This is a genomic window from Oscillospiraceae bacterium MB08-C2-2 (assembly GCA_035621215.1).
Lineage (GTDB): Bacteria > Bacillota > Clostridia > Oscillospirales > Ruminococcaceae > WRAV01.
Genome location: CP141729.1, coordinates 1,981,333 through 2,002,692 on the forward strand (window position 1 = coordinate 1,981,333; position 21,360 = coordinate 2,002,692).

The window sequence follows — 21,360 nt, forward strand, 5'->3', positions numbered from 1 at the left end:
TGGGTTTCTTCAAGTGGAAATGTGACTCAAAACAGAAACATTTGACATTATTGCACAGTTTGGTATGATTGAAGAAGCTGTGTTTTTCTGAAATTTCAAGATTCAGCTTTACATTATTTCTAAAACTCCGGAGCATCGATCTGCCTGCTTGCTAAACAAAGAATATGTGATGATAAAGCCTAATGGGCTTTGTCTTGCTATCCTTAACCACCTCTTCGGTCACAGACCGGCGGCCTGAAAGTTTCATACGAAAGTTTAAGCAAACAGCACACCGGAAGTCTGGATTTTTTGCACCACATAAAAGGGAGTGACACTTTGAAACTGGAACATTTGGAGTATGCCATTGAAATCGCCAAGACCGGTTCCATAACACAGGCTGCCGAAAACCTGTTCATGATGCAGCCTAATTTGAGCAAGGCCATTCAAGAACTGGAAGAAAGTGTGGGCCTTAAAATATTCAGCCGGAATCGGATCGGGACTTTTCCTACACCCGAGGGCGAAGCCTTCTTAAAATATGCAACTGACATTTTGGAACAGGTTTATTCGCTTGAGGCCCGTTATCAAAAGAGAAAAACCGATGTTTTCTGTTATAAGATTTCAGTGCCCCGGGCCAGCTACATTACCCACTCTTTTGCCAGTTTTATGCGGGGTGTGGATTGGCAGAAGGAATTCAATGTGTTTTTCCACGAGGCCAGCAACGGGGTAACCATTGCGAATCTGCTGGAGCGGGATTATGACTTCGGCATGATTCGCTATCCCACTGTGCAGGAACGATACTATATGGACCTGCTGGAATACAAAGGGCTGAAATTCAAGCATTTTTGGGAATTTGAATACATGGCCATTATGCACCAAAGCCATCCGTTGGCGGAACGGGAAAAAGTCTCCTTTGTGGATTTAAACGACTCTGTTGAAATCCAAATCGGCGATATAGAGGTAGCGAATTTTTCGCCTCCGCAAATAAAGCGAACCATTCCGCAGGGCCTTGAGCGGCACCGTATCACCATTTATGAGCGTGCAAGCCAGTTTGAACTGCTTACTCAGATTCCGGGTTCCTATGTGATGGGTTCCCCTTTACCCAAGGATTTGCTTGATCGTTACAGTCTGGTAGTGCGCCCCTTTCTCGAAACAGACCGAACCTATAAGGATATCTTTATTTTTAAGGATGAATCTCTTCTGGAAAAAGATGTAGTCCAGAGGTGTGTAGCGCAGCTGACCCAAACCAGAGATGCCATCCTAGAGGATTTGGGCATTGCTCTGGCCGCTCCTGCTGGCAGAGAACACTAACACGATTCTCTTCGGATTCTTTCAATTGGTTTAATCCCCTTGATCTCTGAAAAGAGTGGTCAGGGGGATATTTTTTTGCCTTAAATTATAGGCCGCGGTCATTTCCTGAAAACCACAAAGGCTCCCAAAGCCAGAATCAAAACTGTATAGACAACGGCCAGTGTCCCCCGATGATCCCGGTTTTCAGTGGGAAGCGCACGGTATTGCACATCGGGCTGCCGCCCGGTGGATTCATCCTCTTGGGAAGATGACTTTGCCTGCCCTCCACCGTTTGATTCCTCCGCCACACCGGTAAATTTCCCTGCGTTTTCCTTCTGCGAAGGCGGCGAGGAGCTGGGTGGCTTAGTCTCTTTTTCTTTGGGCTGAGCGGCACTATACTGGACAATCCCTGAAAATTTCTCACCCTGCTGACCCTGATCGGCATAAAAGCCCGAGCTAGAGGATGCACCTTGGGAACTGGAGGACGCTTTGGAGCTGCTGCTTTTGGAACTGGAGGAAATCTTAGAGCTTTCCGAAGAAACTGCACTGGACGAAGGGGCAGACGAAGAGCCGCTTGGCAGATCCTCCTCACCGCCCAGAACCATATTATCCCCAGAAAAAGTCACGCTGGCCAGCATATTGCGCTGGGTCTCGGGGAAATCTTCCGTATCGTTTAGCTCCACCTTGATCCATCGGGTATTGGCGGGCAAAACAGCGGTTATCTCCTCATACCAAGGGGCCTCGTAGCTGCCATAGACGCTGTTCTGCAAAAGGCGGCTGAAGCCTTTGCCATCTGTGGAGGTGAAAATATTCACGCCGTAATAGACAAGATCGGCCACTTTTTCAGCTGTCTTTTCGTACCGGCTTCCAGAGGCATCCAGCTGATAAAGCTGCCCCTCTTTCTGGATATAAGCCTTTCTAGTACTGTAGCTGTAAAGAGCGGGGAGTATCCCCGCCTGCCCTGAAAAGTGAGCCGGTTCGAAACCGCCCTGACTGCCCGGAATAGCAAAAAGCCCTTGCCGGGAATACACCCCTACTGTAACAGTACGGGCATAATCGATGCGGTAAAGGCTGTAGCCGGTGGGCTTGGTGGAACCGATGGCGATCAAAGCCGTGCGATCCTCATAATGATTGGGTATCTGGCCGGAAGAAACCCGTTTCAGGTTGTGCCGCTGGTAAAAGGAGCTGTCCATAGGAGACTGCATGATATCCACATAGGAGGATAAGGGGCTGGCGAAAGCCTCCAGCCAGCAGACAGACAGCACAAGCGCTATGAGCAAAACTCTCCGTGTCGATGGATTCGCCCCCCTGCTTCCTTTTGGCCGGAAGGCTGTCTGGCTCGTTAAGAGCCTCATTTAACCGGGGCAATATAGGTCCGGCTAAAGCAGCTTAATGCTGACGCTGTCTCGACAGAATCCGACACATTCTGTCTATTAGTATAGAAAAAACCTGGGGGCAAAGCAATACTTTTAATGAATTTCAGAAAGGTTAATATTCATTTTGTTAAAATTGCCTGCTTTTATTTAGGAATCCAGCTGCTTGGGCAAATTTTTGTCCACTTCCCAAGCCGGGGGAGCGGCCGCCTCCTGCGCTTTGGTTTTTGGGGTTTCCATAAAATTGATTTCGGTGAGGTTTTTCCAAAAGCGCTTGGGCATAAAATTCATTCGGCATCTGGGGTTGGTGCGTTCCTTGATGGCAACCGCATCGTAAAAATGCTTCCACAGGCGGCGATACTGGATTTCCCCAGCCGCAGGGTCAGGCAGGGTGATGCCGCTGGTTTCGGTCAGGTGCCAGGAATTCAGGTCAAAAATCCCCGCAAGATTATGGGTTTCATCGTGGATGATAAAAGGCTGAACACAGTAGCGGTCAGCAAAGTGGGGCATAATCAGAGGCAGAACTTGATGCTGCGGGGCAATTTTTGCATAAAACACACCGCCCTCCATTTCAGAAAAGCGCAAAAACATATTGAAGCGGTGCGCCTCGTTGCGCACCTTTTTATAGAGGCTGTCCACTGCCAGAACCGAATCCTCCGGCAGCGCATTGTATACCCGCCGCCCCATGGCAAAGCCCTGCCGGATGTAGCGGTAAAGCTTGGTATCCTTTTCCGGGTCACCGGCCAGAAACACGTTCCAGACCTTATGATAAAAAAGACTTCCCAGCTTGTGGGTCATGCCCTTCTCCACCCGCAGCGCTTTGGCGGTGTCGGTCTCGATTTCCCGGGTTTGCTGGCCAAAGGCAAGCTGAAGCTGCCCCTCCGGGACAATCACCCGGGGAACCTCCCGGCGGTCATAGGCCTCAAAAACCGCTGTGAGAAAGCCATCAAAGGTGTGGTCATACACATAGGCAAGATTCATGCTGTCGTCCATGTTTTTCCCTCCTCCAGCATGGGCAGTGAGGGCGCTCCAAACAGGGAGAGCTGCTCGGCCTGGGGTGCAAAAGGCAGGCCCCGCTCACTGCGCCGGGTTTCGGCGGTAAGACCCCGGTAGATAAACTCAGGGGTAAAGCGGATGCCGGGCATGGCTTTGCCCCAGCTGGTGATAAAATAAGCCGCCCGTTTAAGCACGATGCCCATTTTTCGCAAATCCTCATAGGAAAGCTGGCCGTTGCGGCGGGCGATGATAATCTTTTTGGCCCCGATAAAGCCGATGCCCGGTACCCGCATCAGCTGTTCCTGATCGGCTGTGCGGATTTCCACAGGGAAAAGCTGCAAATTGTGGACAGCCCAGTTGCATTTGGGGTCCAGCATGGGGTCTAAATGGGGATTCTTCTCGCTGAGAATTTCAGAGGCGGCAAAGCCATACACCCGCATAAGCCAATCCGCCTGATAAAGCCGGTGTTCCCGCAAAAGGGGAACCGGCTGGTTTTTGGGCAAAAGGGCGTGGGTTCCCAAGGGGATATAGGCGGAATAAAAGACACGCTTGAGGCTGTATTTGCGGTAAAGCCCCTCCGCCAGCCGAACAATCTGCAAATCTGTATCCGGGGTGGCGCCTATGATCATCTGGGTGCTTTGCCCGGCAGGAGCAAAGGCAGGGGCTTTGCGGTAAACAGTCAGCTCCCGGCTGTTCTCGGCGAGGGTATCCCGAATCTGGCCCATAGGTGCCAGAATGTTTTTCTTGGGCTTATCGGGGCAAAGGCGCTTGAGGCTTTCCTCAGAGGGCAGCTCTAAATTGACGCTGATGCGATCCGCCAGCATTCCCAATCGGCTCACCAGCTCGGGGGATGCACCGGGAATGGTTTTAGCGTGGATGTAGCCGCCAAACCGATACTCCTCCCGCAGCAGGCGCAGAACCTCGCACATCTGCTCCATGGTATAGTCAGGGTTACGCAAAACGCCGCTGCTTAAAAAGAGCCCCTCAATATAATTGCGGCGGTAAAAGCCGATGGTCAGCTCCGCCAGCTCATGGGGTGTAAAGGCCGCCCGGGGCACATCGTTGGAGCGGCGGTTGATGCAATAGCCGCAGTCATAAACGCAGTAATTGCTCATCAGCACCTTTAAAAGGGCAATACAGCGGCCATCGGCTGCAAAGGAGTGGCAAATTCCGGCGGCAGTGGTGTTGCCCATCACTCCTTTTTTGCCTGCACGATCCACGCCGCTTGAGGTGCAGGCTACATCGTATTTAGCGCTGTCGGTTAAAATAGTCAGCTTTTGCTGCATATCCATTGGGTATCCCCCGTTTTGAGATAGTTGAGTGAAGGCGAAGCTTTGTTCTTCACTGCAACCAGTATACTCCTTAAGAACGCAAAAGTAAACATTTGTTCTTGATTTGGCAAAAATTTTCTATAGGCAAAAAATAAAGCACCCGCTTCCCTTTAAATCGGGGAAACAGGTGCTGGCTTAGGCTGGTCAGCGAACATCATTACATCCTGCTCACCGTGGCTTAAAGCGGTTTTCTTTCGTTAACTTTTCTTTTTTGTAAAAGAAAAGTTAACCGATCCAGTTGTAGTGGAACGCGCCGGGGCCATCCACACGCTCAAAGGTATGAGCGCCAAAATAATCACGCTGTGCCTGCAGCAGATTGTGGGGCAGGCGGGCGGTGCGGTAGGAATCAAAGTAGCCCAGAGCCGACATAAAGGCGGGAACAGCCAAGCCATTCTGAGCGGCCAAGCAGATCACCTTGCGCCAATTTTCTTGATATTTCTGCACCACATCACCAAAGTAGCTGTCGCACAGCAGGTTAGCGATTGCAGGGTCACGGTCATAGGCATCCTTGATTTTCTGGAGGAACTGAGCACGAATGATGCAGCCACCACGGAAAATCATAGCGATCTTGCCGTAATCCAGCTCCCAGCCATATTCAGCGGCAGCGGTGCGCAGCAGAGAGAAGCCCTGTGCATAGGAGCAGATTTTGGAAGCATAAAGAGCCTGACGAACGGCCTCAATCAGCTCCTCACGGTTGCCGGTATAGGAAGGGGTGGGGCCGGAAAGCAGCTTGGAGGCCGCCACACGTTCTTCCTTCATAGAAGTCATAGAGCGGGCAAAAACCGCTTCTGCAATGGTGGGGATGGGGCTGCCCAGATCAAGAGCCTCCTGAGAGGTCCACTTGCCGGTACCCTTCTGGCCGGCTTTATCCAGAATGATATCCACCATGGGTTTGCCGGTTTGCTCGTCGTATTTAGTGAAAACGTTCTTGGTGATCTCGATGAGGTAGGAATCCAGTTCACCCTGATTCCAGCCATCGAATACCTGATACAGCTCTTTTTCATCCAGACCCAGCAGTTCCTTGAGGATGAAATAGGCCTCGCAGATCAACTGCATATCGCCGTATTCAATGCCGTTGTGCACCATTTTCACATAGTGGCCGGCACCATCGGAACCGATGTAGGTGCAGCAGGGCTCGTCTTCCACCTGAGCGGAAATGGTGGTGAAAATTTTCTCCACCTCGGCATAAGCGGATTGCTGGCCGCCGGGCATCATGGCCGGGCCGAAGCGTGCACCTTCTTCACCGCCGGAAACACCACAGCCGATAAAGCGGAAGCCCTTTGCCTCCAGTTCTTTGGTGCGGCGAATGGTATCCTTGAAAAAGGAGTTGCCGCCATCGATGATGATATCACCCTGATCCAGATGGGGCAAAAGAGCCTCAATGGCCATATCCACCGGGCCGCCTGCCTTGACCATCAGAACGATCTTGCGGGGGCTAGCCAGCTTGGAGCAAAACTCCTCGAGAGAATAGGCGCCCTCCATGCGGCCGGCGCTTTCTTTCAGAGCATCGTCCACTTTATCGGTAGAACGGTTATAAGCGACCACCGTAAAGCCTTTTTCTTCCATATTCAGGGCCAGATTGCGCCCCATAACTGCCAATCCAAAAACGCCGATTTCACAATTTCCCACTGCATTGCCTCCTGTTATACTGAATCTGTTTTTTGTCCCTGCATAGCAACCCGGCCGGATCAGATGTTGTTGAAGGTCTCCTCCGAGGCCCACAGCCCCAGAGCCGGATTGCTGATATAGTAAACTTCCTCACCGTTTTCCAAGGTGTTGTAGCCATCCTTTAAAACAGCGGGATCATACTTTTTGATAAGCTCATCGTAACGGGCATAACCAAAGCCAACATCGGTCACTTCCGCCTCGGTGAGATGCCGCACACCATAGGTAATGTGGAACAGCTCATCGCAGGAGCCGTGAATCAGGTGAGCCGCCACCGAAAGGTTGGCTTGCAGCTCAGGCTCGGTTTTCACCAGCTCCAGAATCTTTTTGCGGCCAACATAGCCATATTTGCGGATGGTCTTGTCGTTGACATCATCCTCACCGAATTTATCCACACCCGGGGCCAGAATAATCAGCTGAGCGCCCTTGGCCAGAGCCATACGGGTGCGGTAAACACCCTTGTTGCCCAGCCATGTGCTTTTGAATTCTGCATCATCCAGATAAACCACACAGGTTTTGATGGGCTCCTTAACCAGATTGATGTTTTTTTTCTGGCTCAGTGCAACTGCCTTTTCAAAGAGGCCACGCTCCCGGCCAATATACAAAGCGTTAATGGCGTTTTTGCCCTCAACGGTGGAAACCACAGTCAAAGCATAAATAATAGGCAGGGGTGCCAGATAATGCTCCTCGGCATAATCAAAGATTTTGCGAACAGGGGAGAAATCCCGGCCCATAAGGCGCTCGGCACCATAGAAAGCACCCACCATATGGGAGCGGTTGATCATCTGGGAGCCGCCGCAGCCCACCAGAATGTTCTTGGTGTAGTTGGCAAGGCCCACAACCTCGTGGGGAACCACCTGACCAATGGAAATGATCAGATCGTATTCGCCGCTGGTGAGGCACTTGTTAACCTGCACCTCAATATCCTCATCCATAACACCCTCAGAAACCTCCTTGACAAAGGAGCCGGGCACATGGCCAAGGGTCACCACATCGGTGCGCCAGTTGTGGATAATATAGCGATCCTCGGGGATTTTCTCACCGAAGAAGGCGATCTGCTCCTCCCGCGTCATGGGAACATGGGTGCCCAAAGCGGGCAGAATATCCACATGGCATGCGGGCTCAAGAAGATCAAAATAAATAGCGGTTAAAATACCGGCACCGGAATTGCCCCGGGTAAAATCGGGGGGAATGAGCAGAACCTTGTTCAGGGGCTTGCCCCACTCCGAAATCGACTGCTTAACCGATTCTACAAGCTGCTCATGGCTCAAAGCACCGGTAATATTTTCATTCATAATACGCATAAAAGTCCATTCCTTTCTGAAAATGGGCCCAAAAGCTCCTACAGGGCAATGCCATCCTTATAGATACGCTCATAAACCACCTTATAACGCTGATAAGCCTTGGCGTAAACCGCCGCCGCTTCCGGATTCGGCTTATAAACCTGAGTCAAAGGAGCGGCTTTGAGGGAATAGGGGAAATCCTGCCCCTTCATAGCGCACATGGCAAGGAGAGCCGCACCGTATACCGAGGCCTCACCCACCTGAGAAACATGAATCTCACGGTTAAAAATATCCGCCTGCATCTGGAGCCAAAAGGGGCTTTTTGCATAGCCGCCGTTGGCAATGATTTTGGTGATAGCCGGGTTCTCCCTTAGGAGCACCTCGAACACCGAATACATGCGGTACATAACCCCTTCCATGGCGGCACGGACAATGTGGAACCGGCCATGGCCAAGGCGCAGGCCATACATGGAGCCACTGGCGCCGATCATCCAGTCGGGGGAACGCTCACTGGTCAGGAGGGGCATAAACAGGAGCCCTTCACTGCCAGGGGCAATTTTGGCGGCCTCCTGATCGAAAAGCTGATAGAGGCTGATATTTCTTGCAGCCGCATCGGCCTCAAACTGCTGCTGGTATTCATCCCGCAGCCATTTCAGGGCAAGACCGGCGTTGTTGATTGCACCGCCGGAAAGAAGCAGGCCGGGGCGGAAAGCATAGCACCAGAGGTTCTGCCCTGCATCCGGGGGCGGGTTATTTACGATAGCCCGCAGAGCGCCGGAGGTTCCCACAGTGGAGGAAGCGGCAGTTTCATCCAACGCACCGCAGCCATAATGGGCAAGCTGGCCATCGGTGGAACCAATATAGAATTTAGTGGTAAAGGGCAGGCCGCAGCGCTCTCTGTAATCCTGACGCATCACACCCAGTTCAGTGGTGCACTTTTTCAGGGTACCCAGTTTTTCCAGCCCTATGCCCAGAATGTCTTCCACAATGGTTTTATCCCAAGTAAAAGAGTGGATGTTAAACAGGCCGGAAGCACCGGCATCGGAATAATCCACCAGGTTCTGGCCGAACAGGCGGATGATAAAATACTGCTTCATGGTTGCAAACAGCTTGCCCTTGGCAAAAATCTCAGGCTGCTGCTCTTTGATATAAAGAATTTTGGCACAGGGGTAAAGAGGGTGAGAAACCTTACAGCCGGTAGCGGAGCAAAGTGCATCCACATCGGGGCGTGCACCAAGCGCTCTGGCCTGCTCATCCGCACGGGTATCTCCCCAAGTAAAGGCGTCGGTCAAAGGCTTGTACTCATCATCCAAAACGAGAAAGCTGTGCATGGCCGCGCTGAAAGAGACCGCTGCCGGGGCCTGGCCCGCTTCTTTAACACAGTCGGCAATGCAATCCAGCATAGCCTCAAAGACTTCGTCGGGCGCAAGTGCGGCCATGCCAACCTCAGTGCTGATCATGGTGTATTCCCGCTGTGACATGCTTACGAAGCTTCCATCTTCCCCATAAATGGCCGCCCGCACACTGGAAGTGCCGATATCGATGCCCATATAGGTCATAAAGCTCACATCCTTCATAAATTTTGTTATAGCGGAGTACGCCAGCAGCCTTCCCTGAGGCACCTCCCTGATTGTTTTAAATTATACTGTATTCCCAGCACTTTTGCAACAAAAAACGGCGCCTTTTGTAAATACATTTCATTTTATGGTGTTTTGGCTGTTTATGCGGGTTTACAAAGGCCTCCTGCGGCATTTTTCTGAAAAAAGGGTTAAAAAAGGAGGGGCCAGCCCCCTCCCCCATTCTATAGATAGAATTGCATTGAGCTGAAAAAAGAGATCGTTTTTATCTTCCCTTTTTCCGCAGTGAAATCCATTCGGACAAATAAATTGCATTTTCAAGGCCTCTGCACCAGAGCTTTGCGGCCCTAAAAGGTAAACCTGGCAAAAAGCATTCCGCATTATTCCTGAATATGTTATACTAAATTAGTAGATATGTATCCTCAAAGCATCGAAACCATCACGCTGTCCCCACCGGCTCCAAAGGCTGAATCTGCATCCTGAGCTGGAGCTCTTCTTCCCAGCCCTTGCGCTTAAAGCGTTCGCTGATGCGGGTGGTAACAAGCCGGCAGTTTCTTTCGCTGACCGTGGGCAGCAGCGCCAGATATTGGCTGACGCTGACCCGGGAAAACACATCCCCTTTTCGCAGCCCCTCCTGCAAAACCTCATAAAGCTCTGCCATCGCCCGGCCTTGCTGAGAAGAATCCGGGTAGGCCTCCTGCAAGGTATCCAGTGTGATAAGGGTCAGAAAAGCGGCCTGTCCACTGCGGGCCGCAGAACGGGCCTCAATGCGGCATATCCTTTTAAAAATTTCATATTCGCAGTAATAAGCACCGGAAGCACCCTCGCTTTCCCGAAGCTCCTGCTTGATGGTGGTCAGATCAATCCGGGGAAGCTGCACCTGAGCCGCTATATCTTTATAGAGCTGTCGCATGGCCTCCGAAGGGGTAACCCCCAGTTCGCGATAGAAAAGCTCAGTGGCGGTGTTATAGTGCTCCATGGCTTGGGCCTGCTGGCCCTGTCGGATCAGCGATACAATCAGGTATTGGTGCACCGGCTCTTCAAATTGATCCACCAGCAGTGCTTTTTTGCAGATCAGCTCCACCTGCCCGAACTCCCCGGTGCTCGTGAGCAGCTCCAGCGCCTTGTATACACACTTGAAATACATGGAACGGTAATAGCTGGCGAGGGGCACCACCCAGCTTTCGAAAGAGGATTCCGGCAGAAAATTGCCTTTATAAAGAGAAATTGCCTCCAAACAAAGAGCCAGCTGCTGCTGGGGGCCAAGGCCCGCCTGTTCCGCTTGCTTGCAGGCGGTCTCAAAAAGCTCGGTATCCACCTGACAGGGCAGCTCGTTGTTCCAGCGGTAGCTGCCCCGATTGAATACAATCATCTCTTTGGCAAAAAGCACGCCTCGGCTGGCAAAGGTGGAGCGAATGCGGTAAACAAGGTTTTTAAGGGCGTTGGCGGGGTTTTCAATGTCATTTTCCGGCCAAAGCGCTCCAATAATTTCATCGATGGAAAGAGTGGTTCTGCGGTAGGCAACAAGATATTCCACCAGATTCCACAGGCGGCGTGTCCGGGAGGCAGTATCCTTGATTACAGTTTCCCCCACCATAACGCTAAACTCGCCCAGCATGCGAACCCGGATTACCTCCTGCCTTTTGGGAGATGCATAACCCGCCATATTCCATCCTCCTCCTGTGCTTCCCAAAATTTGGTCTATCCATCCCATAGTTTAGCATATTTTTCTCACAGATAATACGACTGTGCCATGAAAATATTTGATATTTATATCCGCCAAGATTCGCCCGCTATTCTTTTAGGCTCTCGGGTCTATCACCGGGTATCTTGACAAATTGGTATAAACAGGGATTTCTGCGGCGGTGTTCTTGGTGAGTATCATCAATTTGAAAAAACCTCTTCACTGCGCCATTGCAGTTTTTCCTTTTACATATTATAATGAACTTCATAGAATATAGGTAAGAGGCAGTATTTTTGAATAGGGGGAATCCGCCATGAACAGCGATTCTTTAAAGCCCTCCGGCAAGCTTGTTTGGAGAGTAATGCTGGTTCTTACCGGCATGATCATTGTTTCGGCATCCATCTGGCTCACCCTCAGCAATACCCGCACCCGGGAGAATCGGGAATCCTCCGCACCCATCTCCTCTCAGGCAGTCTCCGCCCCTGAGCCGCTCATGAATCAGGATTTGATCTACCCCACCGATAAGCTGTTTATTATACAGGACCGCGTTGATTATGAATCCGGTTCCATGACACTGGATATTCCCCGCCTTGAACTGAACACCCCCGTTTTGGGGGATGTGGATGAAGAAACCACCCTAAAAAAAGGCGTGGGCCTTTATGATTACGCCCAGCCGCCCGGGCCGGGCAACCGGAATGTAAGCATTGCGGGCCACCGTGATGTTTATGGGGCCGAATTTTTGAAGATTGATACCATTGGGGCGGGGGATCTGCTGTACCTGACCTATCAGGGCGTGAAATACACCTACGAATACGAGGATACCACCATTGTAGCCAGCGACAATTGGGACCCGATCCGCTGCAAGGATTTCAGCTCCATTACCTTGACCTCCTGCGATCCCATCGGCACCTCACTCAACCGAATCATTGTAACCGGCAGGCTGATTGCCGTTGATGCCATATAGCCCGGCAACCGGTATATCCAGTTTCTTCGAGGAGAAAAAAATGACCACGACAACATTGAAAACCCTCTCGGTTGCAACCGCCGTTATGCTCACTGTCAGCTCCTTAGGCGGTCTAACCGGAAGCGCAGCCGCCCCATATGGGGGTGCAAGGGCCCTTTCTGCTGTGCAGCGGGGCACCGTAACCATTGAGGAGCCGCCTGTCCCCTTGGCTGACCGTTCCTCCACTGCCCGCTATCCCAGTGCTCCCGGCACTTCCACCAGCGGCAATTCGCTGGTTACCATCGATTCCTCCAATATGGGCGAAGGCTATGTGATGATTCAGTATTCCGGCTCTGCCTCTAAGGTAAAGGTTCAAATTACCAAGGCTGGGCGCACAACCTACACCTATGACCTGAACACTGGCGGCAAATTCGAGGTTTTTCCACTCACCAACGGGGATGGCTCCTACACCATCAATGTATACGAAAACGTATACAGCAACCAATATGCGCTGGGCTACGGCACCACACTGGAGGTAACGCTAAACAGCTCTACCCTGCCTTTTTTGTATCCCAGCCAGTATGTGAACTACAACGCCCAATCCAACACCGTGAAAAAGGGGGCAGAGCTGGCGGGAAGCGCCGATTCCGAGCTGGCTTTGGTTTCCAAGATATACAATTACTGCATCCAGAACATCACCTATGATTACAACAAGGCCGCCACCATTAAATCGGGGTATCTCCCGGTGGTGGATACCATTTTATCCACCGGCACCGGTATCTGCTTTGATTATGCCGCCGTGATGACTGCCATGCTCCGCAGCCAGAATATCCCCACCCAGCTTCATGTGGGCTATGTCTCCGGCGGGATTTACCACGCTTGGATCAACACCTACATCACCGATGTGGGCTGGGTGAACAACATTATTTATTTTGACGGCAAAAGCTGGAAGATGATGGACCCTACCTTTGCCTCCAGCGGCGGCCAAAGCAGTGAAATCATGGCCTTTATCGGCAACGGCACCAACTACAGTGTGCAGTATATCTATTGATGCGAATCAAGTCACAAAGGAGTATCGCATATGGAAAACACACAAACCGCCGGGACTGCAAGCTCCCGAACTTCGCTCTCCCCCACTGAGCTCGCCGCTTTCTGCGCTCAGATTGCCATGATCCTTAAATCCGGTATTGGGATCAGCGAAGGCATTTCTATTATGCTGGAGGATACAAAGAATCCCCAAGGGCGTATTATCCTGACCGCTGTTCTGGGGCAGGTGGAAGCAGGCAGGCCTTTGTATCAGGCTTTGGAGGATACCGGCAGCTTCCCCAAATATGTGGTGGATATGACTGAAATCGGCGAAACCACCGGCAGGCTGGATGACGTAATGGATTCTCTAAGCGCTTACTACGAACGGGAAGAAGCCGTGGCCCGCAACATCAAGAACGCCGTAACCTATCCGCTGATTATGATCGGCATGATGCTGTTGGTGATTGCGGTGCTGCTTGTCAAGGTCATGCCCATTTTCAATCAGGTATACCGCCAGCTGGGCAGTGAAATGACCGGGTTCTCGCAGGGTGTTCTGCATTTGGGAGCGGTCGTTGGGCAGTATGCCTTTGTGATTTTAGGCGTTCTGGCCGTTTTGGTGTTTGGCTACATCCTGCTGCGGGTTACCGCGGACGGCAAGCGAGCATTGGCCCGCTTTCGGTCGGGGTTTTTCCTGACCCGTAAATTCTATGCCGATATCGCCTCCGGGCGCTTTGCCTCCGCTATGGCCATGGCTCTTTCCAGCGGCTTGGATGTGGATCAGGCACTGGACATGGTTTATCGGCTGGTGGATAACGAATATTTTCAGGGCAAGCTGGACGCCTGCCGGGATTATATGAAGCAGGGGCTCACCTTTTCGGATGCCTTGGTCAAGGCGGAAGTTTTCAGTGGCGTTTACGCCCGTATGGTAACGGTGGGCTTTAAAACCGGCTCGGTGGATGTGGTGATGGCCAAGCTGGCTCAGCGCTACGAACAAGAGGTGGATAACCGGATGAACAGTGTGATTTCCATTCTGGAGCCCACACTGGTGGCGGTGCTTTCCATTATTGTGGGGCTGGTTTTGCTTTCGGTTATGCTGCCCCTCATGGGAATTATGTCCTCTATCGGATAAAAGGAGCCCTGTATGAGAAACCGGTTCTCACAAAAGAAAAAAAGGCAGCTTGCCACCGGCATTCTGATGCCTGTGGTGCTTTTCCTGATGATATTGTGCTTATTCTTATGGGGGCTGGCGGGCCTTGGCAAAACCTCATGGGAACAGCGCCTGAGCGCTGTGGAAAGGGCTATCACCCAATCTGCGGTTCAGTGCTATGCCATTGAGGGGCAATATCCTCCCGACATCGCCTATTTGGAGGAAAACTACGGCCTGACCGTGGATCACGAAACCTATGTGGTGCAGTATAGGGCCATAGGCGGCAATCTGATGCCAGACATTCTGGTGATTCCCAGAAGCTTCTGATTCTTTCAACACCGGCAGGAGGTTTGTTCCATGAAGGTTGCACCGGGAAAACCCAGCGGCCATATGATCGATATCCTTTTCACACTGGCGCTTTTCTGCGTTTTTGCGGCTTCCTCTCTCATGGTGGTGCTCATGGGCGCCAACATCTATAGGGGAACCACCCAAAAAATGAATTCGAATTTTGATACCCGAACCTCCATTACATATGTAGCCACCAAAATCCGGCAGAATGACCAGGCAGGCGCCGTTTTTGTGGATCAGGTGGGGGATACCCCCGCTCTGGTGCTGGAACAGCAGGTGGGTGACAGCCGCTACCAGACTTGGATTTACCACTGGAACGGCATGCTGATGGAGGTTTTTACGGCACAGGGCAACGCCTTTGAACCGGCCAGCGGCCAGCAGATTCTGGAGGTACCTGTTTTTGAGATTCAGAAAGAAGGCAGTCTGCTAAAATTCACCTCGGTGGATGCACAGGGCCTGCCGGTTTCTCTGCTGATTGCACCCCGCACCGGTGCGGAAGAGGGGGCAAACCTATGAACAACCGCTCCTCCAAATCCGGGCTTTTTCTTGTGGAACTGATTGCTGCCATTCTGTTTTTTGCTGTGGCCTGCGCTGTATGCACCCAGCTTTTTGTCCGGGCCCATCTCACCAGCCAAAGGAGCGGGGATTTGACCCACGGTGTCATTGCGGCTCAGAATGCCGCCGAATGCTTTAAGGCCTCCCCCGATGATCCGGAGGCTGTGGCCTTGTTGCTGGGTGGGCGCTACCAGACTGAAAGCGGTGAAATAGAGGTTTCCTACGGCCGGGATTGGCAGGCCTTGGAGCAAGGCAGCTCAGGGGATGAAAAATACCGTATGACCGTTTACCTCAAGGCGGAGCCCTTTCTGGAAACGGCCGCCATCACAGTTTGGGCCACCGATTCCCCTAAAGAAGCCCTCTATACCCTGACAGCCAAAAAGGCCCGGGATATCCCCCAGCAGTAAGGAGAAGCTTTATGGAAAAGAAACAAACGACCGGCATCAATGTGGGCGGCTCCTCCCTGCTGATTATTTTTGTGCTGCTGTGCCTGACCACCTTTGCCACTCTATCACTGGTATCGGCCAATGCCGACCTGCGCCTCACCGAAAAAACGGCACGGGCCGCCACCGAATATTATATCGCCGACACGCTGGGAGAGGAAACCCTTGCCCAGCTCATTCCTCTGCTTCAGCAAGCCTATACACCGGGGGATTCTGCCGCTTATTTTTCCCGATTGGAAAGCAGCCTTTCTGAACTGTCCTTCCCTGCCCGGCTGGTGACAAATGAGCAGAAAACCTTTATTGAATATACAGTGCCCATCAACGAAAAACTTCAGCTGGTGGTTTCGCTGGAGCTTTTGTTCCCTCCAGGGGCAGAAGCTCCCCTGTTTCGGCGTTCCAAATGGCAGGCAGAGGCGATCCGCGAGGCGCCTGAGCTGGACGAAGAAGCCTTAAACCTATGGAACGGCGGCTTTGATGGGGCTCCCGGGTTGGTTTTTGCCGATTGATCATTTCCCTTGTGCTGGGGAGAAATCCGCTGGAAAGGAACCAAGAATGGATATATTGCAGCTTTTGCAGGATGCGGTGGAAAAAAACGCATCCGATGTCTTCATTGTGGCCGGGCTTCCGGTTACCTTTAAAATCAACGGCCATATGCTGCCTGTTGATGATACCAAGCTGGACCCCGGTGCCACCGAAGAGCTGATTCGGGGAATTTACCGGCTGGCTGATTCCCGGAATCCGGCGCTTGCCTCTCAGGGAGGCGATGATGATTTCTCTTTTGCCCTGCGGGGGATCTCTCGCTTTCGGGTCAGCGCCTATAAGCAAAGGGGCACTCTGGCAGCCGTGATCCGGGTGGTCACCTTTGACCTGCCCGAGCCTGCCAGCATCGGCATACCGGATAGTGTTCTTCGCCTTGCCGACCACACTAAAGGGCTGGTGCTGGTAACCGGCCCGGCAGGCAGCGGAAAATCCACCACGCTGGCCTGCCTCATTGACCGAATCAACAGCAGCCGCTCCAGCCATATCATCACGCTGGAAGATCCTTTGGAATATCTGCACCGCCACAACAAAAGCATTGTCAGCCAGCGGGAAATTTCCAGCGACACCGAAAGCTATGTGCGGGCGCTGCGGGCTTCTCTACGCCAATCCCCCGATGTGATTCTTCTGGGGGAAATGCGGGATTACGAAACCATCAACGTGGCCATGACCGCCGCTGAAACCGGCCACCTTGTGCTTTCCTCCCTGCATACTGTGGGGGCGGCCAACACAATCGACCGGGTTATCGATGCCTTCCCCCCCAATCAGCAGCATCAAATACGCATTCAGCTTTCCATGGTGTTGCAGGCGGTCATCTCCCAGCAGCTGATCCCCACCGCCGACAGGCGTGTGGTGCCGGCTTTTGAGATTATGGTGGTCAATTCCGCCATCCGCAATATGATCAGGGAATCCAAGATTCATCAGATCGATACAGTGATTCATTCCTCGGCTGGTCAGGGAATGGTCACCATGGATACCTCACTGCTGGAGCTTTATAAGCAGGGGCAAATCGATGCCCGCAATGCGGTGATTTACAGCACCAGCCCGGAGGTCATGCTCAAAAAGCTGGGGATATCCGCCGCACAGGCCGATGTCATTGTATAATAACCCCAAAGGGCTTATTAAACGTTCCATTTTTATGCCCGGCCCACGGCCATGGGCAATTATACCATAACGCTTCGCTTTTATGGTATAATAACCCCAAAGGGCTTATTATACGTTCCATTTTTATGCCCGGCCTACGACCATGGGCAATTATACCATAACGCTTCGCTTTTATGGTATAATAACCCCAAAGCGCTTATTATACGCTCCATTTTTATGCCCGGCCTACGGCCATGGGCAATTATATCCTAACGCTTCACGTTATGGTATACTCTAACCACCACACCACAAGGAGGCGGCACTTTTGAAGGTCGGACTGCATCATCTGGACGAAATTGATCATTCCTTGCTGAAATACGCTGTAGTTGTCAGCGAATATGAGGGCAAGTGGATATTTTGCAAACACAAGGAGCGAAGCACTTGGGAGCTTCCCGCCGGTCACAGGGAGCCGGGTGAGCCCATTCTGGAAACCGCAGGGCGGGAGCTTTATGAGGAAACCGGGGCTTTGGAATATAAGCTTACCCCAATCTGTATCTATTCCATGACCGATGTGACCACCGAATATGGCTTTCTCTGCTATGCTTCTGTGCAGAAGCTGGGGCCTATCCCCCCATTGGAAATGGAAAAGATCGAACTGTTTGATGCGGTTCCTGAGCCTCTCACCTATCCATGGATACAGCCGGAGCTTTTTGATACAGTGCAAAGCTTTTTTAAGAACAAATAAATGCGTAATGCCCGGAACATAAGCCTTAAAAAGCTTCTGCTCCGGGCATTTAAACATCTTGAGTGAAATGCGGAATCACTCCCACGTTCTGGGGGCATCCTCCACCTCAACAGGGGAAACCGCCTCGTTCATCAACTGAATCATTTCCAGCAAGCTGCGGAAGGATTGGGTTTTCTTCTCCTCCGCCCACGAAATTTTTCCGTGCCAATTGGCCTTTTGCTGGTATTGTATCTGCACGATAAATGTAGCTTTACCACTTGGAGAAGCGGTTATAATCGGTTCCGCCATACTGACAAAGCACCTCCGGTTTTGGGATTATCCATGCCGCTTATCCACTGGGCACAGCCCCCAGATATAGATCGGATAAGCAATCCTATTTGACCCCAGAATAGCATGGAAGGGTCACATGCCAGTAACACAATCACAGAAATTGCCAGTTTCGCAAATTTTTTGTAAGATAAATTCCTATTCCTCAGCAGCCCATCTGCGGCTTTTTTCTACAGCACGGCTCCAGCCCCGGCAAAGGGCCTGCCGCTCACTGGGAGAAATTGAAGGGCTAAATTCCACATCGGGCTGCCAGCCTGCACCAATCTCAGCGATATCCTGCCAAAAGCCAACCTCCAGCCCCGCCAGAAAAGCGGCACCCATAGCGGTGGATTCCAGCTGCTTGCCCCGGCGAATGGTGGTTCCTAAGATATCCGACTGGAACTGGAGCAGAAAGCCATCCCGGCTTGCCCCGCCATCCACCTTCAAATGGCTAAGAGATGTGCCGGAATCCTGCTCCATCACCCGCACCACATCCGCCACCTGATAGGCAATGGATTCCTCCGCCGCCCGGATAATATGCTCACGGGTGCTCCCACGGGTCAGCCCCACAATGGTTCCCCGGGCATACATATCCCAATAGGGCGCTCCCAGCCCGGTAAAAGCAGGCACCACATACACGCCGCCGTTATCCGAAAGCCCGCTGCAAATCCCCTCCATTTGAGAAGGATCTTCAATCATGCGCAGCTCATCCCGCAGCCACTGCACAACCGCTCCGCCTACAAAAACACTGCCCTCCAAGGCGTAGGTTACCCGGCCGTTTAGCCCACAGGCAATGGTTGAAATCAGCCCGCTGCCGCTTTGAACCAACTTTTCGCCGGTGTTCATCAGCAGAAAGCAGCCGGTTCCATAGGTGTTTTTGGCCTCGCCCTTTTCAAAGCAAACCTGCCCAAACAGCGCCGCCTGCTGGTCCCCGGCAATGCCGGTGATAGGAACCGAAGCCCCATCCAGCCGTGCATAGCCAAACAGGCTGCTGGATTGCTGCACCCGGGGCAGCATGACCTCGGGGATGTTCATAAGCTCAAGGAGCTTTCCATCCCAGCAGAGCCGCTCAATATCAAAGAGCATGGTGCGGGAGGCATTGGTATAGTCGGTGACATGGGTTTGGCCGCCGGTCAGGTTCCATGTGAGCCAGCTATCCACAGTCCCAGCCAGCAGCTCTCCCTTTTCGGCCCGCTCTCTTGCACCCTCCACCTGATCCAGAATCCACTGGAACTTGGTTCCGGAAAAATAAGCATCAATAACAAGTCCGGTTTTTTGCTGTATATAAGGGGCATGACCCTGTTCACGCAGCCGGTCACAAATGCCCGAGGTGCGCCGGCACTGCCACACAATGGCGTTGTAAATGGGTTTCCCCGTATCTTTTTCCCAGATGACAGCGGTTTCCCGCTGGTTGGTGATGCCGATCGCCGCCAGCTCCTGCGGGGTTACGCCGCTTTCTTGCAGAACCTGCTCCATCACCGCCTGCTGGGAACGCAGAATATCCATAGGATCGTGTTCCACCCAGCCTGCCTTAGGGAAATGCTGGGGGAATTCCTGCTGAGCCAGTGCCACCAGCCTCTGGCTGTGGTCAAAAAGCACGGCTCTTGAGCTGGTTGTCCCCTGATCCAATGCCAGTATATATTGTTTCATGGTACCCTCCCGAAAGTATTAGTCAGCTAAAACCCGATTTGCTTCCCATTTGCCGCTTTTCCAACGGGTCAGATAAACGATGGCCCGGGCGGTCCATTCCAATACCATGCCAATCCAGATACTGGGCATGCCCAGCCCGAACACATGGGCCACAAAATAGGCCGAGCCTACCCGCAGCATCCACATACAGCAGGCGGATACACACATGGTGTATTTGCCGTCGCCCACAGCGCGCAGGGCATAAGGCAGGCAATAGGCTAAGGTCCAGAGAAAAATGGCGGCTATGCAAAAGACAAGACTGCCCCAAAAGGCATAGGTCATCGCCTCGCCGGAAATGGACAGAAGGCTGAACGCCGGCCTAAGCAGCAAAGCAATCACCACATTGGCTACAGTCATAGCGCCATAGCTGGCTAAAACCAGCTTGCGGGCATAGCGGCGGGCAGCGCCATTATCCCCTGCACCAACACACTGAGCTACCACCGTGAGCATGCAAAGGGCTATGGAGATACCGGGGATGTTCCCCAGTGTCATAATAATGTTAATAAAAGCGTTGCCTGCAATGGCCGCTGTTCCGAAGGTGGTAACCAGGCGAACTAAAAACAGCTTGCCCATCTGGAACATGCCGCCCTCCAAGCCAGTGGGAACCCCAACCTTGAGGATACCCCGGATGATATCCCACCGCAGCCGAATGGGGAACAGCCGCCCGATGCGCAGAGGCCCATCGTGGGAGCGATAAAGCAGAATCATCACCATGGCCGCGGAGGCTGCCCGGCAGATGACCATAGAGACAGCGGCTCCGGCTACTCCCATATTCAATCGAGACATAAAGAAAAGGTTGCCCCCAACCTTTAGAATGTTGGATAAAAACGAGGTAGCCATGCCCACACGGCTGTTGCCGGTGCTGCGGAAAAGAGCGTTGCCAACATTATAGATTCCCACAAAAGGATAAGAAATTGCTGAAATCCAAAAATACGTTTGGGCGCTTTCCATAACCCCGGGAGCAATTTGACCGTAAAGCAGACGCAGAATAGGGCCGTGGAACGCTACCCCGAAAATACTTACCGCAAAGGAAATCGCCGTTACGGTATAAATCAGCTGTTCGGCACTGCGGGAAGCATTTTCCCCATCCCGCCTGCCCAGATACTGACTGCATACCACCGTGCCGCCGGTGGCGAGGGATGTAAAAACATCAATCAGGATGATATTGATGATATCAACCAGTGAAATTCCGCTGACTGCCTCTTCACCCAGATAGGCAACCATCACGGTATCGATAATGCCCAGAGACGCCACAAGCAGCCGTTCTATGGCCAAAGGCCACACCAACTGTACCAACTCCCTGTTGCTCCACAGCTCCCGGGGGCGGGTATCGGTTTCACACAAATCCGGTCACCTTCCTTTT

20 protein-coding genes are annotated in these 21,360 nt (G+C 52.3%); 10 read left to right on the forward strand and 10 right to left on the reverse strand.

Annotation, left to right across the window (positions count from 1 at the left end):
- The first annotated feature begins 315 nt into the window (after positions 1-315).
- Positions 316-1,287, forward strand: coding sequence for a LysR family transcriptional regulator (locus U6B65_08795; GenBank protein ID WRS26442.1), 972 nt, complete (start codon positions 316-318; stop codon positions 1,285-1,287).
- A 98-nt stretch (positions 1,288-1,385) separates the two neighbouring features.
- On the opposite strand, the gene U6B65_08800 is transcribed toward U6B65_08795, so the two are convergent.
- The 7 genes from U6B65_08800 to U6B65_08830 form a co-directional block, all read right to left on the reverse strand.
- The gene (locus tag U6B65_08800) at positions 1,386-2,546 is read right to left on the reverse strand and encodes a hypothetical protein (protein ID WRS26443.1); all 1,161 of its coding nucleotides are present in this window, start codon (positions 2,544-2,546) and stop codon (positions 1,386-1,388) included.
- 243 nt (positions 2,547-2,789) lie between these two features.
- On the reverse strand, positions 2,790-3,632 hold the full coding sequence (locus U6B65_08805) for a TIGR03915 family putative DNA repair protein (protein ID WRS26444.1): 843 nt from the start codon (positions 3,630-3,632) through the stop codon (positions 2,790-2,792).
- Positions 3,617-4,927, reverse strand: a complete 1,311-nt coding sequence (locus U6B65_08810; GenBank protein WRS26445.1) for a putative DNA modification/repair radical SAM protein — start codon at positions 4,925-4,927, stop codon at positions 3,617-3,619. Before U6B65_08810 ends, U6B65_08805 begins: the two co-directional genes overlap by 16 nt.
- A gap of 264 nt (positions 4,928-5,191) precedes the next feature.
- Positions 5,192-6,556 carry a decarboxylating NADP(+)-dependent phosphogluconate dehydrogenase gene (gene gnd / locus U6B65_08815; protein ID WRS28929.1) on the reverse strand — a complete coding sequence of 455 codons (1,365 nt, stop codon included), beginning with the start codon at positions 6,554-6,556 and terminating at the stop codon, positions 5,192-5,194.
- A 98-nt stretch (positions 6,557-6,654) separates the two neighbouring features.
- The gene (locus U6B65_08820) at positions 6,655-7,935 is read right to left on the reverse strand and encodes a lactate racemase domain-containing protein (GenBank protein WRS26446.1); all 1,281 of its coding nucleotides are present in this window, start codon (positions 7,933-7,935) and stop codon (positions 6,655-6,657) included.
- 38 nt (positions 7,936-7,973) lie between these two features.
- Positions 7,974-9,473 carry a gluconokinase gene (locus U6B65_08825; protein WRS26447.1) on the reverse strand — a complete coding sequence of 500 codons (1,500 nt, stop codon included), beginning with the start codon at positions 9,471-9,473 and terminating at the stop codon, positions 7,974-7,976.
- Positions 9,474-9,930: 457 nt separating this feature from the next.
- Complete coding sequence (locus tag U6B65_08830) at positions 9,931-11,157, reverse strand: BTAD domain-containing putative transcriptional regulator (GenBank protein ID WRS26448.1); 1,227 nt, start codon at positions 11,155-11,157, stop codon at positions 9,931-9,933.
- A gap of 331 nt (positions 11,158-11,488) precedes the next feature.
- Between U6B65_08830 and U6B65_08835 the strand changes: the two genes are divergently transcribed.
- The 9 genes from U6B65_08835 to U6B65_08875 all read left to right on the forward strand — a co-directional run bounded on the left by U6B65_08835 (position 11,489) and on the right by U6B65_08875 (position 18,002).
- The gene (locus tag U6B65_08835) at positions 11,489-12,139 is read left to right on the forward strand and encodes a class E sortase (protein ID WRS26449.1); all 651 of its coding nucleotides are present in this window, start codon (positions 11,489-11,491) and stop codon (positions 12,137-12,139) included.
- A 40-nt stretch (positions 12,140-12,179) separates the two neighbouring features.
- Positions 12,180-13,169, forward strand: a complete 990-nt coding sequence (locus U6B65_08840; protein WRS26450.1) for a transglutaminase-like domain-containing protein — start codon at positions 12,180-12,182, stop codon at positions 13,167-13,169.
- Positions 13,170-13,199: 30 nt separating this feature from the next.
- On the forward strand, positions 13,200-14,273 hold the full coding sequence (locus tag U6B65_08845) for a type II secretion system F family protein (protein WRS26451.1): 1,074 nt from the start codon (positions 13,200-13,202) through the stop codon (positions 14,271-14,273).
- Between the two features lie 12 nt (positions 14,274-14,285).
- Positions 14,286-14,618 (forward strand): hypothetical protein, encoded by a 333-nt coding sequence (locus U6B65_08850; GenBank protein ID WRS26452.1) that lies wholly within the window; start codon positions 14,286-14,288, stop codon positions 14,616-14,618.
- A 30-nt stretch (positions 14,619-14,648) separates the two neighbouring features.
- Positions 14,649-15,155: a DUF4860 domain-containing protein gene (locus U6B65_08855; GenBank protein WRS26453.1), complete on the forward strand. Its 507-nt coding sequence runs from the start codon at positions 14,649-14,651 to the stop codon at positions 15,153-15,155.
- Positions 15,152-15,601 carry a hypothetical protein gene (locus U6B65_08860; GenBank protein WRS26454.1) on the forward strand — a complete coding sequence of 150 codons (450 nt, stop codon included), beginning with the start codon at positions 15,152-15,154 and terminating at the stop codon, positions 15,599-15,601. Before U6B65_08855 ends, U6B65_08860 begins: the two co-directional genes overlap by 4 nt.
- An 11-nt stretch (positions 15,602-15,612) precedes the next feature.
- Positions 15,613-16,143: a hypothetical protein gene (locus tag U6B65_08865; protein WRS26455.1), complete on the forward strand. Its 531-nt coding sequence runs from the start codon at positions 15,613-15,615 to the stop codon at positions 16,141-16,143.
- Between the two features lie 46 nt (positions 16,144-16,189).
- Positions 16,190-17,278: a PilT/PilU family type 4a pilus ATPase gene (locus tag U6B65_08870; protein WRS26456.1), complete on the forward strand. Its 1,089-nt coding sequence runs from the start codon at positions 16,190-16,192 to the stop codon at positions 17,276-17,278.
- 304 nt (positions 17,279-17,582) lie between these two features.
- On the forward strand, positions 17,583-18,002 hold the full coding sequence (locus tag U6B65_08875) for an NUDIX domain-containing protein (GenBank protein WRS26457.1): 420 nt from the start codon (positions 17,583-17,585) through the stop codon (positions 18,000-18,002).
- Positions 18,003-18,077: 75 nt separating this feature from the next.
- Here U6B65_08875 and U6B65_08880 read toward each other — a convergent pair whose 3' ends face one another.
- The 3 genes from U6B65_08880 to U6B65_08890 form a co-directional block, all read right to left on the reverse strand.
- Complete coding sequence (locus U6B65_08880; GenBank protein WRS26458.1) at positions 18,078-18,290, reverse strand: hypothetical protein; 213 nt, start codon at positions 18,288-18,290, stop codon at positions 18,078-18,080.
- Between the two features lie 177 nt (positions 18,291-18,467).
- Positions 18,468-19,958 (reverse strand): glycerol kinase GlpK, encoded by a 1,491-nt coding sequence (gene glpK, locus U6B65_08885; GenBank protein ID WRS26459.1) that lies wholly within the window; start codon positions 19,956-19,958, stop codon positions 18,468-18,470.
- Positions 19,959-19,976: 18 nt separating this feature from the next.
- Entirely contained in the window at positions 19,977-21,341 is a 1,365-nt protein-coding gene (locus U6B65_08890; GenBank protein ID WRS26460.1) for an MATE family efflux transporter, read from the reverse strand.
- Positions 21,342-21,360 lie beyond the last annotated feature (19 nt).

Bases quoted from the DNA above. Each gene is read 5' to 3' on its own strand.
- U6B65_08850 (WRS26452.1), top strand. From the start codon at position 14,286: ATGAGAAACCGGTTCTCACAAAAGAAAAAAAGGCAGCTTGCCACCGGC.
- U6B65_08870 (WRS26456.1), top strand. From the start codon at position 16,190: ATGGATATATTGCAGCTTTTGCAGGATGCGGTGGAAAAAAACGCATCC.
- U6B65_08835 (WRS26449.1), top strand. From the start codon at position 11,489: ATGAACAGCGATTCTTTAAAGCCCTCCGGCAAGCTTGTTTGGAGAGTA.
- U6B65_08805 (WRS26444.1), bottom strand. From the start codon at position 3,632: ATGGACGACAGCATGAATCTTGCCTATGTGTATGACCACACCTTTGAT.
- U6B65_08825 (WRS26447.1), bottom strand. From the start codon at position 9,473: ATGACCTATATGGGCATCGATATCGGCACTTCCAGTGTGCGGGCGGCC.
- glpK (WRS26459.1), bottom strand. From the start codon at position 19,958: ATGAAACAATATATACTGGCATTGGATCAGGGGACAACCAGCTCAAGA.
- U6B65_08830 (WRS26448.1), bottom strand. From the start codon at position 11,157: ATGGCGGGTTATGCATCTCCCAAAAGGCAGGAGGTAATCCGGGTTCGC.
- U6B65_08810 (WRS26445.1), bottom strand. From the start codon at position 4,927: ATGGATATGCAGCAAAAGCTGACTATTTTAACCGACAGCGCTAAATAC.
- U6B65_08860 (WRS26454.1), top strand. From the start codon at position 15,152: ATGAACAACCGCTCCTCCAAATCCGGGCTTTTTCTTGTGGAACTGATT.
- U6B65_08845 (WRS26451.1), top strand. From the start codon at position 13,200: ATGGAAAACACACAAACCGCCGGGACTGCAAGCTCCCGAACTTCGCTC.
- gnd (WRS28929.1), bottom strand. From the start codon at position 6,556: ATGGGGCGCAATCTGGCCCTGAATATGGAAGAAAAAGGCTTTACGGTG.
- U6B65_08820 (WRS26446.1), bottom strand. From the start codon at position 7,935: ATGCGTATTATGAATGAAAATATTACCGGTGCTTTGAGCCATGAGCAG.
- U6B65_08855 (WRS26453.1), top strand. From the start codon at position 14,649: ATGAAGGTTGCACCGGGAAAACCCAGCGGCCATATGATCGATATCCTT.
- U6B65_08840 (WRS26450.1), top strand. From the start codon at position 12,180: ATGACCACGACAACATTGAAAACCCTCTCGGTTGCAACCGCCGTTATG.
- U6B65_08880 (WRS26458.1), bottom strand. From the start codon at position 18,290: ATGGCGGAACCGATTATAACCGCTTCTCCAAGTGGTAAAGCTACATTT.
- U6B65_08865 (WRS26455.1), top strand. From the start codon at position 15,613: ATGGAAAAGAAACAAACGACCGGCATCAATGTGGGCGGCTCCTCCCTG.